The sequence below is a fragment of the Ensifer sp. D2-11 genome (genome assembly GCF_054161295.1).
The window spans coordinates 2096373-2110754 of the sequence record NZ_CP096433.1; the positions used below are offsets into that span (position 1 = coordinate 2096373).

Below are 14382 nucleotides of genomic sequence, written 5' to 3' on the forward strand. Positions count from 1 at the left end.
TGAGCATAATTGGGTCAAAACAAAAGCGGCTGAGCCGCCGGAACTGATTTAGAAAGTTTTGTGACAGATTTCAAGCGCGCAGGACGGAAACGATGCGCCCGCATATCGCGGGCGCATCACAACATTTTGTCGATCAGGCAATTGCCGGACGGGCGACGGCACGCTCTTCGATCGGCCAGTGCACGATGGCCGCGAACACCCCGAGGGCAACGCCCACCCACCAGACCGGATCGTAGGAGCCGAAATGGTCATAGAGATAGCCACCCATCCATACGCCGAGAAATGAACCGATCTGGTGCGACAGGAACACGATGCCGCCGAGCAGGCCGAGATGCCGCGTTCCGAACATGATCGCCACCAGCCCGTTGGTCGGCGGCACCGTCGAGAGCCACAGGAGGCCCATGACGACCGCGAAGACGATGACCGATGTAGGCGTTTGCGGCAGCAGCAGGAAGGCCGAGACGACGAATGAACGGGCCAGATAGATCAGCGCCAGGAAATAGGGTTTCGAATAACGCTGGCCGATGATGCCGGCCGAGAACGAGCCGATGATGTTGAAGAAGCCGATCAATGCCAGCGCGATCACCGCATAGCGGGCGTCGATTCCGATATCGCCGATATAGGCCGGAAAATGCGCGGTGATGAAAGCGACCTGATAGCCGCAGACGAAGAAACCCGAGACGAGCAGAAGATAGCTCTTGTGCCCGAGTGCTTCCTTGAGCGCTTCCCCGACTGTCTGCTTGAACAATGCCTCCGACTGGCGCCCGGAAGAGGCATTGCCGCGCAGCGGAATCGCAAAGAGCGGAACGAGCAGCATCAGGAGGCCGAGATAGACGAGACTGTCGGACCAGCCATAGGCGGAGATGAGGCCCTGGCTCAGCGGCGCGAAGAGGAACATGCCGGCCGAGCCGGCGGCGGTGCCTATGCCGAAGGCGAGCGAGCGCTGCTCGGGCGCGACGTTGCGGGCAAAGGCGGAAAGCACGATGCCGAAGGAACCCGATGCAACCCCCAGACCGACCAGGACGCCACCGCCGATGTGCAGCCAGATCGGCGCATCCGCGAAGGCCATCAGGATCAGGCCCGCGGCGTAGACGAGGCCGGAGAGCGCGAGCACGCGCCAGGTGCCGAACTTGTCGGCAATCGCGCCGAAGAACGGTTGGCCGAGGCCCCAACAGAGATTTTGAAACGCCATTGCCAGGCCGAAGGTCGTCCGGTCCCAACCCTTCTCGGCAAGCATCGGCAGCTGGAAGAACCCCATCGCGGAGCGCGGACCGAAGGTCAACATGGCGATGATGGAGCCGGCGATGATGATGAGCCACGGCAGGCCGCTGCGCTCGACCGGGCGGCTGACTGCAGAAGAAACAGCGGACATGGGCAAGCTCCTGATGATGAGGGGCCATCCTATGGCGGCGCCCGCCTTGGGGGAAGCCAATTAAATTGACGATGCGATCACAGGAATTGATGCGCCGGCCGCAAGCGCAGGTTCCTGCGGATGCGTCTCAGCCGGCGGAGCGCACCTTCATCGGCCAACGCTCATCGCGACGGCGCACGACCTCGATCGCGTCGCCGAGCCTCAGGATACCCTCGCCTCTAGGCACGGCGTTCCAGCCGAAGAGCACGCCGGGAACGCGCCGGTCGGCAGACATGCGCTTTTCCGAAAGACCCTGGATCGGGTTGCCGCCGATGCGCTCGCCGGTCGTCTGATCCTGCGTGGTCATGATGCAACGGGCACAGGGCTTGACGAGATCGAAGGCGATGCCGGCGATCACGATGCTCTCCCAAAGATCTTCAGCCCAAGGCTCATCGCAATCGATAAGGATATTGGTGCGGAAGCGCTCCATGCCGACCGGTTCCTGCCCCTTCTCGGCCAGCGTGCGGTTGAGATCGGCGAGCGAGCCCGTCGTCGTGACGAGAATCGGAAAGCCGTCGGCGAATGCGACGGGGGCTGCCGCTCCTGCCCATTCCGCGCCGACGAAGCGCTCGGCCTCAGCGTCCATGTGGACGAGCTTGACCGGGCGGCCGAACCAGCCGGACAGCACGTCGTTTGCAGCACCTCCGGCGACCGCCGCATTGACGTCGCTCGACCAGACCCGGACATCGAGGCGGTCATCCGGGTCGAAGCGAACGGAGAGCTCCTCGCCGTTCATCCTGAGGTGCACGCCGCCATCGACATGTTCCGCCTCGACCCGCGCCAGCGCCTGCAAATCGCGTTGAGTGATGAAGTGCCCATCGGGTGCAACCAGCATGAAGCGCCGGTCGCCGGCCAGCCCGTCGAGATTGACCGTCACGGCCGTCTGCGGCACCGCGCGGCCGCTCTTCAGGGGATGGATGTTGAGGCCGGTCACGTGCATGGCGATCTTCCGAGTTCAGAAAATGATTCCGGCCGCTCCCAATCTGATTCACCAGTCGGCGCCAACCGATTGAAGCTTTTAGATTTCGTCCAGCAGCATGGCAAGCACGCTGCGGAGCCGCGCCTGCCGTTCAAGGGCGAGCCGCCGCCCCGCGGCAGTCTGAAAACCGTCGGCGAGGCGAAAAAGCTTCGTCTCGAAATGGTCGATTGCGAAAGCCTTGTCGTCGAGCGCCCGGCTTTCTGCCAGCGGGTCGAGCGGATCGTAGAGGGCGCTGCTCATGCGCCCGGCGATGTAGAAGCAACGCGCGGCGCCGACCATGCCGATCGCATCGAGGCGATCCGCGTCCTGGAGAATTCTGGCCTCCAGCGTTTCCGGCGCGAGATTGGCCGAAAAGCTGTGGGTCAGAATGGCGTGCGCGACGGATGAAATATCGGCCGCGCTCCAGCCGAGGCCATTGAGGATCGCCGACGCCTTTTCGGCCGCCAGCCGCGACGCTTCCGCCCGCAACGGCGAATTCTTTTCGACGGAAACGCAGTCATGCAGCAGCACGGCAGCGGCGAGCCGGCGCGTGTCGCCGCCCTCCTCCGCCTGGATGCGAAGAGCGTTCTTCCAGACGCGGATGAGGTGTGACGCATCGTGCGAGCCGTCATCGGCGGCAAAGGCATGCGGAAGGAGTTCGCCGGCGAGTTCGGCGTGAGGAGCGAATGCGGCTGCCAGCCCGGAAAGCCGGGTCATGCGCGGCGGGCCCCTTCACCCGCGTCGCCGGCGCTGCCCGACAATATCTTCTGGTAGAAGAGCCCGATGCCGATCAGCACGGCCCCAAGGCCGATGAAGGACAGCGCCCGCAGGAAGCCTTCGAGATTGGACATGTCGACCAGGAAGACCTTGAGCACCGCGACGAAGACGAGAACGGCTGAAGCAATCCGGATGCTCTTTGCGTCGAGACGCGAGCCGGCCACGAGCAGCAGCACGCCGAGTACGAGCCACACGACCGAATAGGTGTAGGTTTCACCTTGCAGGAACCCCTTCCAGTCGGCGACGTTCTGGCCCTGCCAGAAGCGGCGAACGCTTAAGGTTGCCCAGGCGAAAGCAAGGATGGCGCCGCTGACGGCGAGCGCCACGACATAGGGCAGCGGACGTCTGCCGCGCGCATACCAGGCAAGCCCGAAATAGCCGATGGCGGGCAGCAGATAGCCGATGAAGAGCAGATCGAAGAAGGGTACGCTTCCAAGCAGTTCTCCGCTGAAATAGGGGTTGAGGCCGACAAGGTGCGCCCCAAGGACGGAGAGCATGGACAAAACGCCGAGCGCCATGCCTCCGTAACGGAACACCGGGCTCGGCGATCTTCCGTCGAGCGTCATGAATATTCCCGACGCGCCGATGGCGAGGAGCGTATAGATCGCCTGTTCGCCAAGTGTCGGGACGGAGCTGTCGAGCACGCCGCGGTTCATTGCATGACGTACGAGGATTGCAAGGGTCAACAGGACGAAGAGGCTTGCGAGCGCCTGCAGCAGGTTGCGCACACGCAGGTCCGGCCAGGCCCGTAGAAGATAGGCCGAGGCGACGAGCAACAGTGCCGGGATGCCGTAACCCGGGAGCAGCGCGTTGAACACCGGCGTCGTTCCGAGATTGCCCGGCCCGACGATCGTCGGCTCCCAGGCAATTCGGGCGAGAATGACGACCGCACCTGCGACCGTCACCCAGGGGAGAACCGGCCATGAACGCAGGCGCGTCGCAAAGCTGTATCCGGCCCCGAGCAGCGCGATCGCCAGGGTGGTCACCAGACCGTCGGTCCAGGCGTGAAGGCCGATGACGAAGAGGCCGAAGGAGCCGAGTGCCGGCAGCCCCCCATCGACATCGGCATCCCCTGCCCCGGCGCTCCGGCGATAGAGCCATTCCACAAGGCCGAGAAGAAAGATGCCGCCGGCAAAGGCGGCAAGCCCATGCGGTAGGTCGAAGGCGAAACTGCCTGTCATCACGAACGACATGGCCAGAAGCGCATTCGGCACCACGGCGGCGATGCCGGCCCAAAGGGCCGCGAATTGCCGGTCCCCCGCCGGGCGCCGGGCAAGCACAAAGCCCCCGAGGAGGATGAAGAGCGCCGACAGGGTCATCGCGGTCAGCATGGCAGTGCGGCCGGGGACGACGATCTCGGGCGGCGAACCGGCGAATGAGGGATCGAGATAGGCAAGAACACCACTGAGAGCGGTCAGACTCCAGGTGCCGGCGACGGCGCCGAAGGCGGCAAGCAGTGCCGCATAGATCGCCGCCGGCCGCAGGGAGCCTGCCGCCGCCAGCGCGACGACGATCACCACGAAGTCGCTCACCGGGAAACGCGCGGCATCGACCGCCGGGCTGATGAACAAAAGGGCGAGAACGGTCGCGACGATCGCCGCCGATATGCTTATCGCAAGATGAGGCGGCGTGAAGAGCCTCTCCCACGCACCCGGCTCACTGGCAGCACCGATTTGCGTTGCCCCGCTCGGCTCCGCGGTCCGCTCCGCCCGGCCGGGCCAGATCAGCGCGACACCCGCGATCATAACGATGAGCGCGAAGGTGACCGGAGGCGCTTCGAAAGGCGTCGCGAGCGCTACATAGGCAAGTCCCCAGAGCCCCAGGCCCGCATTGGCAAGCGTCGGCACCACGCTCCATCGACGCAGGCGCGACGCGGCGAGCGTGGCGAGCCAGGCGACGGCGAGGAAGCCGAACAGCACCCAGGGACGCGGCTCTCCGCTCGAGACGAAGAGCGGTGTCAGGAGCGACGCCAGAAGGCCGAGGCCGGCGAGCGCCTGCCCGTGCAGCAGCGAGAGCCCGACGGTGGCAAGCGAAACCAGCGCCAGCAGGACGAAGGCCGCGCCGGTGCCGATGAAATCGTAAATACCATAGGCCGCATAGACGACGCCAAACAGCGTGACGGCACCGGCGGCGGTCAGCACACCGGGAATCATCGCATTGCGGAACCGGTCGGCGATGGCAGGCACGTCGCGCCGCCGGATCACCTCTCCGGCCACCCCAAGCGCAAGCCCGAAAATGGCGGCAAGCGTCAGGCGGACCGCCGGGCTCAAGAGCCCGGCCTCGATCGAATACTGCACGAGAAAATAGCCGCCCAGCGCCAGTGCCAGCCCGCCGACCCAGACCGGCCATCGGCCGCCGATCCGGCTCTCGAGGCTTTCGGCCCGCGCTGCCGCTGCGGAGGGCGCTACCGGGCCGTCGATTGCCCCGTCCCCACTTTCGCGGCCGGCGGCGGATTCGTCATGGGAGGTCCCCGCGCCTTCCCGCGCCCGGGACCATGGGCCGTCGGCTGTCGCCTCCGTCCCGGCAACGGATGGAACGCCAGCCTCCGACGGCCGGCCGGTCTCCAGGTCCGGCCCCGGCTCTCCCGTACCCTCTTTCGCGAGCCGCGCGATCTCCGCCTTAAGGCTCTCGATTTCGCGGTCAAGGCGCTCGGCCGACCTGCGGCCGCCGAGGAAAGCGGCGAGCGCCATCACGAAGGCTAGAAGAGCTATGGCCTCGAGCATCAGGTCCCCCGGCATCATCATGGTCAGATCGATTCGGACAACGTTAGCGCGAAACGGCCGCTGAAAATATCCTGCGCCTGACATCTGCGGGCTTACGGAGCCGTGGGAGCGTTCCGGCATCGCGACCCGTTGCAGCAATCTCTTCATCCAATTGTCGCAGAGCTGTCATGAACTCGCTGGTAAAGCGGGACCGGGACGCCCGAAGATCAACGGGCGCATCGATCGTCTCAATGGGGAGAATTTCCATGGACAAATATCTCGGACCTACGGATGAAACCGAATTCAAGACGCTGACCGAGCGCAGAGAGGAACTGGAAGACGCCGGCCGGAACTGTTCCGCCAATCCCACCATGGGCGACATCATCAACCGCCGTTTCTCGCGCCGGTCGTTCATCGGCGGCTCTCTGGCCGTTGCTGCCATCTCCACGACGGTCAGCCCGCTTGCCCTGCTGACGGCGGACGAGGCCCGGGCTGAGGGTGAAGCGTCGCCCTTCGACTTCAAGGAGATCGAAGCCGGCGTAGACGAGACCCACCATGTTGCCGAGGGCTACGACGCCGACATCCTGCTGCGCTGGGGCGACAAGGTCTTCGCCGACAGTCCGGAATTCGATCCGCTCAAGCAGACCGCCGACGCCCAGAGCCGGCAGTTCGGCTACAACAACGACTATGTCGGCTTCATTCCGCTCGAGGGCAATCCGGACCACGGCCTGCTGGTCGTCAACCACGAATATACCAATGCCGAGATCATGTTCCCGAACTTCGCCCGTGTCGAAAAGGTGACGGAGGACGGCAAGGAAGAGGACAAGGTCTTACTCGGCGAATACACCAAGGAACTGGTCGATATCGAAATGGCTGCCCATGGCGGCACGGTCATCGAAATCCGCAAGGTCGACGGGAAGTGGCAGCCTGTCCTCGACGGCAAGTACAACCGCCGCATCACGGCCACTACCGAAATGCAGCTTTCCGGCCCGGCGGCCGGTCACGAGCGGGTCAAGACCCCGTCCGATCCGACCGGCAGGAAGGTCTTCGGCACCATCAACAATTGTGCCGGCGGCGTCACCGCCTGGGGCACCTACATGATGGCCGAGGAAAACTTCAACGGCTATTTCGGCGGCGAGCTTGCCGAGGATCATCCGGAATTCAAGCAGATGAAACGCCTCGGCACGCCGGGCGGGCAGTATGAATGGTCGAAATTCTACGACCGCTTCGACGTTTCCAAGGAGCCGAACGAAGCCAACCGCTTCGGCTGGGTGGTCGAGGTCGATCCGCTGGACCCCACCTCCGTTCCGAAGAAGCGCACCGCGATCGGACGCTTCAAGCACGAGGGTTGCGAGTCGATCGTCAACAGGGACGGCCGGGTCGTCCTCTATAGCGGCGACGACGAGCGTTACGACTATGTCTACAAGTTCGTGACGAAAGGCACTTACAACCCTGACGACCGCGCCGCGAATATGGATCTCTTCGATGAAGGCACGCTCTACGTGGCCAAGTTCGACGAGGACGGCACGGTCACCTGGATGCCTCTCGTCCATGGCGAAGGTCCGCTGACGGCCGAGAACGGCTTCGCCTCCCAGGCCGACGTGCTGATCGACACCCGTCTTGCCGCCGATGCGCTCGGCGCGACCAAGATGGACCGGCCGGAAGACGTCCAGCCCAACCCGAAGACCGGCAAGGTCTATGTCATGCTGACCAACAACACGAAGCGCAAGGAGGACGAGATCGACGCCGCCAATCCGCGTGCCAAGAATGCCTTCGGCCACATCGTCGAGATTTCGGAAACGGACGGCGACTTCGCCTCGACGAAATCCCGCTGGGACGTACTGCTGAAGTGCGGCGATCCGAGCGTCGCCGAGGTCGGTGCCTCCTTCTCCACCGCGACGACCAGGAACGGCTGGTTCGGCATGCCGGACAATTGCGCCATCGATGCCGAAGGCCGTCTCTGGGTCTCGACCGACGGCAACAACGAAAAGGACACGGGACGCACCGACGGGGTCTGGGCCGTCGAGACCGAAGGCGAAGGCCGCGGCACCTCGAAGCTGTTCTTCCGCGTGCCGGTCGGCGCCGAAATGTGCGGCCCGAGCTTCAACCCGACGAGCGACACCTTCTTCCTCGCGGTTCAGCATCCGGGCGATGCCGGTCTCGCAACCTACGAAAAGCCGGCGACGCGCTGGCCGGATTTCCGCGACGACATGCCGGTGCGCCCGGCCGTCGTCGCCGTGACCAGGCAGGGTGGCGGCAAGATCGGCTGAACCAAGCCTCAGAGTTCGGAGCGCGGCGCTGGCGCACGCGCTCCGGCAAGCCTCGTTGGTCGCGGTGTAGCGGTGCCCTTTCCTCTGCTCGGTCGTCCCTGTGCTCGTTACAGGGATCCAGCCAGACCAGGTCATTGAGCTGAAAAGATTTCCCCGCGCCGCAGACGCGGCGCTGCTCTCATCTCTGTGACAAGCACAGAGATGAGGAAGGGGAGAAGACAGGTCGCATATCCGCAAGCGGAATCGATCGCAACGCCCACGCCTCCCCATCTTCCTGCGCCCCGTCACAGGGATTGAAACAACCGTTAAGCCGCCGACGATGCGGACTTCATGGCCTTCAGCGTCGCATGGACGAACCCGTCACGGGCCGACGCGGCGTCGACGCCCCGTGGCTCGTAAACATGGCGGTTGAGGAAATAGGCGGTGAGACAGAAGGCAGCGGCGAGGCTTTCGTGATCGGCAGCTCTGCTTCCTCCGGAAAGGAAATCCGGAAGGGCGAGCATGCGATCGGCGTAAGGGGCACCCGCTTCGCGGCAGATCGCGCGGCCCGATTTCGGCGATACGTAGACAAGTTCGCTGCGCGCACCCGTCGCCCCACATCGGGAAAGATCCAGGCCGAAGCCGAGATCGTTCAGCACCGCGAGTTCGAAGCGCACGAACAATTCGCCGGCGTCTGCCGGGTCCTGGAGGTGATCGACGATGACGGCGAGCGCCTCGTAGAGATGGGGATGCGGGTCGCGCTCCGGCAGGAGCCGCAAGAGTGCGCCAAGCGCCTGAATGCCGTAGACGGAAATCGCCGTCTCGATCAGCCTCGCGGCGCGCAATTGCAGCGGCTCGACGCGGAATTCGCCGAGATGCTCGTCGAGCCTCGCCCGCCAGCTCACCTCCACGGAATTGCCCGGCTGCAGCACCGGCTGCATCGTACGCGAGCGGCCCGAGCGCACGAGCCCGAGATGCCGCCCGTGCCCGGGCGTCATCACCTCCGCGATGACAGAGCTTTCGCCATGCCGCCGGATGCCGAGAATTATGGCTTCATCGCTCCATTGCATGAAAGAGGCATACACCCGCCGCGGAAACCGGAGCAAGCGAAGAAACGCCCCCTGTTTCGAGCCTCGTCCGGTGCGGCGGAAGCAAACTGTAGCCTTTCCGCTACACTTGCTGTGCGCCTCAATTCTATTGTCGCTTTTGCCGGATTGCGACGTCTTCCAATGCGGGTTCCGAGGTCTTAGACGTGCCTCCTCAAGAATGACAGTCAGCAGGAACAATTCGACTATGTGTGTGTCCGGGAATCGCGCCAGCCGCCTGATGCAGCTTTGCGCAGTTTTGGCCCTCTCCGCCGCGCTGGCGGGTTGCGTTAGCAACAGCCAGCAGGTCCGACCGAAAGGGCCGGATCCATATTTCGTGGCAATGTATGGGGCGAAGTCCGAGGAGAAGTTTCCGCTTCCCGCCACCGACATCAGCAAGGTCGAACCGCGTTTCCTGCGGCAACAGGTGCCTTACGTCACGTATGAGCCGCCGGGTACGGTCGTGATCGACACGGAAAATCGCTTTCTCTATCTCGTGCAGGGCGGAGGCATGGCGCTTCGTTACGGCATCGGTGTCGGGAAGGCCGGGCTGGAGTTCGAGGGCGAGGCGCGCGTCGGCCGCAAGGCGGAATGGCCGCGGTGGACGCCCACATCCGACATGGTCGCGCGCGAACCGGAGCGCTATGGACCGCTCGCGGGAGGCATGGACCCCGGCCTGCGCAATCCGCTCGGACCGCGCGCGCTCTATCTCTACCAGGGAAACCGGGACACGCTGTTCCGCATCCACGGCACCACGGAGGCCTGGTCGATCGGCAAGGCGGTGTCGAGCGGCTGCATCCGCCTTTTCAACCCCGACATCATCGACCTTTACAGCCGCGTTCCGGAAGGCTCGCGCGTCGTCGTGCTCCAGGCGGAACCGCCGATGAGCCAGCCGATGGATGCACCGATGTCGACCGCTGCCGACGGCAGCGGTTCGCTTTCGTTCTAACACGTCTACCAGGCATCCGGCTCGCGCACGAGGTGGACGATATTGGCGGGGTTCATGATCCATCCGCCGCGGAAGCCCTCGCCCAGTTCTTCGACCTGATCGCAGCGCACGACCTTGTGCGCTGCGAGGCGGTCGAGCGCCGCCCCGTGATCTTCGGTGAAGAGCTCCAGCCATATCTCTGCCTGGCTGTAATGCGGCGCTTCGTCTATCCACAAACGATTGGGGCCGAGAACGAAGCCTTTCGCCGGTGCCTTCTCGTCGAAAGGCGGAAGACCGACGACGTCGCGGTAGAAGGCGATCACCGCCTCGTATTGGTGGCTCGGAACTTTCATGGCGATGTTGATACCGCCCTTGATTTCGGTGGACATAGACCCCTCCTACAGTTGCGGTTCGAGCGCGGGCTTGCCGGAGAGTTCGCTCACATAATAGCCCTCCCGCAAATTGATGCCGTATTCGACCCAGGCCTTCATGCAGGCGAGCATCTGCGACCAGCCCTCGCAATTGAGATAGGAGCTCTTCTGCCCCTTTTCGTTTTCCCGCCAGCCGCTCTCGGCGATCGTCACCATGGTGGCGCCGTCGTCGAGCGGCTGAAAGCGCATTTCAACCCGCGTCTGGTAGGGAGACTCGCCTTCACCGGTCATGGCATCCCAGCAAAAGACGATCCGCTCGTTAGGCTCCACGGCCTCGACCTTGATGGGAACCTCGCCCCACCACGTCACGGTGGTGCCGGCAACCAGCGGCCCGCTGATGCCGCCGAGCGTTACGAAATAGCGGCTGAGCTGATCCGGATTTACCACCGCGTCGAAAACCTGCCCGACGGGACGGGCGATCCTCCCATTGACTCGAAATTCGAAAGCCATGACGTCCTCCTCACCATTGTATCTGCCGATAATATGTTATAAAAACATAACATGTCAAACGATTCGAAAGACGATGCGGTTTTCAAGGCGCTGGCGAACGGCCTGCGCCGACAGATGCTCGACGTGCTGAAGGAGAAACCGCAAACGACGGGCATGCTCTGCGAACGCTTCCCGACCCTGGATCGCTGCACGGTGATGCAGCACCTCAAGGTTCTGGAGGAGGCCGATCTCGTTCTCGTCAGGCGCGAGGGCCGCGAGCGGTGGAACCACCTGAACGCCTTGCCCATCCGCGCCATTCACGATCGTTGGATCAGCCAGTATGCCGGCCACGCAATGTCCGTTCTGACAGCCCTCCAACGTGAGCTCGACGAGCCCCGCGAGTGACGGAATTGACTTTTCATCGGCCGGCTTTCTGCGTATGAACTGTCGAGTGGGGCAAACTGGGGGAAATCGTCATGCGTTACCTCATCACCGGCACTGCAGGATTCATCGGTTTTCATGTTGCAAAACGGCTGATCGACGAGGGGCATTTCGTCGTCGGGTTCGACGGCATGACGCCCTATTACGACGTGACGCTGAAAGAGCGCCGGCACGCGATCCTTCAGCGCTCCAACGGCTTCAAGGCGGTGACGGCCATGCTCGAGGACCGGGCCGCACTGGACCGGGCGGCGGAGCTTGCCGAGCCGGAAGTCATCATCCACCTCGCCGCCCAGGCAGGCGTCCGCTACAGCCTCGAAAACCCGAAAGCCTATGTGGACGCGAACCTCGTCGGGTCGTGGAACATGCTTGAGCTCGCCAAGGCGATCGCACCGAAGCACCTGATGCTCGCCTCCACCTCTTCGATCTACGGCGCCAACGAGAAGATCCCGTTCGCCGAAGCGGACCGGGCCGACGAACCCATGACGCTCTATGCCGCGACGAAGAAGTCGATGGAATTGATGGCGCACAGTTATGCGCATCTTTACAAGGTGCCGACCACCGCCTTCCGCTTCTTCACCGTCTACGGCCCCTGGGGGCGGCCGGACATGGCGCTCTTCAAATTCGTCGACGCCATACACAACGGCCGGCCGATCGACATTTATGGCGAGGGCCGGATGAGCCGGGACTTCACCTATATCGACGACCTCGTCGAAAGCATCGTCCGGCTGTCGCATGTTCCTCCTTCGGAAGAGAACCGGGTGGCACCGGAAAAGGCCACGGACACGCTTTCGCGCCATGCGCCGTTCCGCGTCGTCAATACCGGCGGCGGCCAGCCGGTAGAATTGATGACCTTCGTCGAAACGGTCGAGAAGGCGGTGGGCCGTCCGGCAATCCACAACATGCTGCCGATGCAGCAGGGCGACGTCCCGCGCACCTTCGCTTCGCCGGACCTGCTCGAGGCCCTGACCGGATTCAAGCCGTCCGTTTCGGTCGAGGAAGGGGTTGCGCGCTTCGTCGAGTGGTATGATCAGAATTATCGCCGTGCACACACGACCGTCTGATGGTAAAACAAGCGATATTTGTGCGAAGCGCGTGCTTCCGCACCCAATTGCAATTCGGTTTTTCTTTACTTTTTTCTCGATGACATCCTTTTATTAGATAAAACTTAATTGATCAGCGTTCTCAAGAACAATCAAAGGAAGAGCGGATGAAAATCACGATGATCGGTGCCGGCTATGTCGGCCTTGTTTCCGGTGTTTGCTTTGCGGATTTCGGCCATGACGTCGTCTGCGTCGACAAGGACGAAGGCAAGATCTCGGCGCTGAAGAAGGGTCAGATTCCGATTTTCGAACCCGGGCTGGACCATCTCGTCGCCAGCAACGTCGCGTCCGGGCGCCTGAACTTCACCGACGATCTCAAGACCGCCGTGGCCGCCAGCGACGTGGTTTTCATTGCCGTCGGAACGCCGTCACGGCGCGGCGACGGGCATGCGGATCTTTCCTATGTTTACGCAGCTGCACGCGAAATCGCCGCCAACCTTCAGGGCTTCACCGTCGTCGTGACCAAGTCGACGGTTCCGGTCGGTACCGGAGACGAGGTCGAGCGCATCATCCGCGAGACCAATCCCGCGGCTGACGTCACCGTCGTCTCCAACCCGGAATTCCTGCGGGAAGGTGCCGCGATCGAGGATTTCAAACGCCCCGACCGGATCGTCATCGGGGTCGACGGCAGTGACGGTCGCGCGCGAGAGGTGATGACGGAGGTCTATCGGCCGCTCTATCTCAACCAGTCGCCGCTCGTGTTCACGACACGCCGCACTTCGGAACTGATCAAATATGCCGGCAACGCCTTCCTGGCGATGAAGATCACCTTCATCAACGAGATTGCCGATCTCTGCGAGAAAGTCGGTGCCAATGTGCAGGACATCGCCCGCGGCATCGGGCTGGACGGCCGCATCGGGTCGAAGTTCCTGCATGCCGGGCCGGGATATGGCGGCTCCTGCTTCCCCAAGGACACATTGGCGCTGGTCAAGACCGCGCAGGACCACGACACCCCCGTGCGGCTCGTCGAAACCACGGTCGCCGTCAACGACAACCGCAAGCGGGCGATGGGACGCAAGGTGATCGCGGCGGCCGGCGGCGATATCCGCGGGTCCAAGATCGCGGTTCTCGGCCTGACCTTCAAGCCGAATACCGACGACATGCGCGACAGCCCCGCGATCGCGGTCGTTCAGGCGCTGCAGGACGCAGGCGCCCGGGTCACCGGCTACGACCCGGAAGGAATGGAAAACGCGCGCAAGCTGATAGAGGGGCTGGACTGCGCGAGCGATCCCTATGAAGCGGCGGCAGAGGCGGACGCTCTGGTGATCATCACCGAGTGGAACGAATTCCGGGCGCTGGATTTCGACCGTTTGAAGTCTACCATGAAGACGCCCCTGCTCGTCGATCTGCGCAATATCTATCGCAAGGACGAGGTCGCAAAGCACGGCTTCCGCTATGCGAGCATCGGCAGGCCGGACTGACCGGCAACGCACCGTCGCAGTGATTGGTCAGCAGAGGGAAGCTGCACGGGCTTCCCTCTGCGCGCCTCGCGCAGGAGGCTGACGGTCAGGCCTTCGGGCCGACCTGGATGACCTGCTCCCAGCTTTTTCCGGCAAAAATGACGCAGCTTCGCCCGGAAACATCGGTCACGATCAATGTCCAACTGCCGCCGTCGGCTGCATAGAGTTCCATGACCGCCTGCGGGTTGATCTGCCCGACGGCGGCCTGCTTTTCTTCATATTGTCGAGTAAGCAGCTCGATGACCTGCGATCGCTCAGCGCAATTCACAACGGCCTGTGAGTCTGCCGCATGGGGGTATGCCGTTACTGCCGCCGTCAGAAGGACGGCAAGAGAGAGGCCGCGGACCACATTGCGTACCATGACGCACCTCCTTTCGCCGGGAAGTCCCGGCGGAAGAGGATTTCCGCTGA

Annotated in this window: 13 protein-coding genes; 5 read left to right on the top strand and 8 right to left on the bottom strand. The window is 63.3% G+C overall.

What is annotated here, in order from left to right; genetic code table 11:
* Positions 1-133 precede the first annotated feature (133 nt).
* From M1D34_RS10165 to M1D34_RS10180, 4 genes are all read right to left on the bottom strand, one after another.
* Positions 134-1372, bottom strand: a complete 1239-nt coding sequence (locus tag M1D34_RS10165; protein WP_498778910.1) for an MFS transporter — start codon at positions 1370-1372, stop codon at positions 134-136.
* Between the two features lie 127 nt (positions 1373-1499).
* Positions 1500-2351: an MOSC domain-containing protein gene (locus M1D34_RS10170; protein ID WP_498778912.1), complete on the bottom strand. Its 852-nt coding sequence runs from the start codon at positions 2349-2351 to the stop codon at positions 1500-1502.
* A gap of 78 nt (positions 2352-2429) precedes the next feature.
* Complete coding sequence (locus tag M1D34_RS10175; protein WP_127540055.1) at positions 2430-3086, bottom strand: HD domain-containing protein; 657 nt, start codon at positions 3084-3086, stop codon at positions 2430-2432.
* Positions 3083-6016, bottom strand: a complete 2934-nt coding sequence (locus M1D34_RS10180; protein ID WP_498778914.1) for a DUF2339 domain-containing protein — start codon at positions 6014-6016, stop codon at positions 3083-3085. The genes M1D34_RS10175 and M1D34_RS10180 overlap by 4 nt, the downstream gene beginning before the upstream one ends.
* Before the next feature lie 98 nt (positions 6017-6114).
* Between M1D34_RS10180 and M1D34_RS10185 the strand changes: the two genes are divergently transcribed.
* Complete coding sequence (locus M1D34_RS10185; RefSeq protein WP_498778916.1) at positions 6115-8118, top strand: PhoX family protein; 2004 nt, start codon at positions 6115-6117, stop codon at positions 8116-8118.
* 305 nt (positions 8119-8423) lie between these two features.
* Here M1D34_RS10185 and recO read toward each other — a convergent pair whose 3' ends face one another.
* Positions 8424-9167, bottom strand: a complete 744-nt coding sequence (gene recO / locus M1D34_RS10190; RefSeq protein WP_498778917.1) for a DNA repair protein RecO — start codon at positions 9165-9167, stop codon at positions 8424-8426.
* 223 nt (positions 9168-9390) lie between these two features.
* Between recO and M1D34_RS10195 the strand changes: the two genes are divergently transcribed.
* The gene (locus M1D34_RS10195) at positions 9391-10131 is read left to right on the top strand and encodes a L,D-transpeptidase (protein WP_498778919.1); all 741 of its coding nucleotides are present in this window, start codon (positions 9391-9393) and stop codon (positions 10129-10131) included.
* A gap of 5 nt (positions 10132-10136) precedes the next feature.
* Here the strand turns inward: M1D34_RS10195 and M1D34_RS10200 are convergent, their stop codons facing one another.
* Both M1D34_RS10200 and M1D34_RS10205 read right to left on the bottom strand, forming a co-directional pair.
* Positions 10137-10499 (bottom strand): glyoxalase/bleomycin resistance/dioxygenase family protein, encoded by a 363-nt coding sequence (locus M1D34_RS10200; protein WP_003527271.1) that lies wholly within the window; start codon positions 10497-10499, stop codon positions 10137-10139.
* 9 nt (positions 10500-10508) lie between these two features.
* A complete protein-coding gene (locus tag M1D34_RS10205; RefSeq protein ID WP_027994035.1) occupies positions 10509-10991 on the bottom strand; it encodes an SRPBCC domain-containing protein in 483 nt (160 codons plus the stop codon).
* Positions 10992-11042: 51 nt separating this feature from the next.
* On the opposite strand from M1D34_RS10205, the gene M1D34_RS10210 reads away from it, so the two are divergent.
* The 3 genes from M1D34_RS10210 (at position 11043) to rkpK (ending at position 13932) form a co-directional block, all read left to right on the top strand.
* Positions 11043-11375 (top strand): ArsR/SmtB family transcription factor, encoded by a 333-nt coding sequence (locus M1D34_RS10210; RefSeq protein ID WP_003527273.1) that lies wholly within the window; start codon positions 11043-11045, stop codon positions 11373-11375.
* A 71-nt stretch (positions 11376-11446) separates the two neighbouring features.
* On the top strand, positions 11447-12472 hold the full coding sequence (locus M1D34_RS10215) for an NAD-dependent epimerase (RefSeq protein WP_003527275.1): 1026 nt from the start codon (positions 11447-11449) through the stop codon (positions 12470-12472).
* A gap of 146 nt (positions 12473-12618) precedes the next feature.
* Positions 12619-13932: a UDP-glucose 6-dehydrogenase gene (gene rkpK / locus M1D34_RS10220; protein WP_498778922.1), complete on the top strand. Its 1314-nt coding sequence runs from the start codon at positions 12619-12621 to the stop codon at positions 13930-13932.
* 85 nt (positions 13933-14017) lie between these two features.
* Here rkpK and M1D34_RS10225 read toward each other — a convergent pair whose 3' ends face one another.
* Complete coding sequence (locus M1D34_RS10225; protein WP_015241110.1) at positions 14018-14332, bottom strand: hypothetical protein; 315 nt, start codon at positions 14330-14332, stop codon at positions 14018-14020.
* Positions 14333-14382 lie beyond the last annotated feature (50 nt).

Coding starts and splice junctions, on each gene's coding strand:
- M1D34_RS10215 (WP_003527275.1), top strand. CDS start 11,447: ATGCGTTACCTCATCACCGGCACTGCAGGATTCATCGGTTTTCATGTT.
- M1D34_RS10185 (WP_498778916.1), top strand. CDS start 6,115: ATGGACAAATATCTCGGACCTACGGATGAAACCGAATTCAAGACGCTG.
- M1D34_RS10195 (WP_498778919.1), top strand. CDS start 9,391: ATGTGTGTGTCCGGGAATCGCGCCAGCCGCCTGATGCAGCTTTGCGCA.
- recO (WP_498778917.1), bottom strand. CDS start 9,167: ATGCAATGGAGCGATGAAGCCATAATTCTCGGCATCCGGCGGCATGGC.
- M1D34_RS10180 (WP_498778914.1), bottom strand. CDS start 6,016: ATGAAGAGATTGCTGCAACGGGTCGCGATGCCGGAACGCTCCCACGGC.
- M1D34_RS10205 (WP_027994035.1), bottom strand. CDS start 10,991: ATGGCTTTCGAATTTCGAGTCAATGGGAGGATCGCCCGTCCCGTCGGG.
- M1D34_RS10225 (WP_015241110.1), bottom strand. CDS start 14,332: ATGGTACGCAATGTGGTCCGCGGCCTCTCTCTTGCCGTCCTTCTGACG.
- rkpK (WP_498778922.1), top strand. CDS start 12,619: ATGAAAATCACGATGATCGGTGCCGGCTATGTCGGCCTTGTTTCCGGT.
- M1D34_RS10170 (WP_498778912.1), bottom strand. CDS start 2,351: ATGCACGTGACCGGCCTCAACATCCATCCCCTGAAGAGCGGCCGCGCG.
- M1D34_RS10175 (WP_127540055.1), bottom strand. CDS start 3,086: ATGACCCGGCTTTCCGGGCTGGCAGCCGCATTCGCTCCTCACGCCGAA.
- M1D34_RS10210 (WP_003527273.1), top strand. CDS start 11,043: ATGTCAAACGATTCGAAAGACGATGCGGTTTTCAAGGCGCTGGCGAAC.
- M1D34_RS10200 (WP_003527271.1), bottom strand. CDS start 10,499: ATGTCCACCGAAATCAAGGGCGGTATCAACATCGCCATGAAAGTTCCG.
- M1D34_RS10165 (WP_498778910.1), bottom strand. CDS start 1,372: ATGTCCGCTGTTTCTTCTGCAGTCAGCCGCCCGGTCGAGCGCAGCGGC.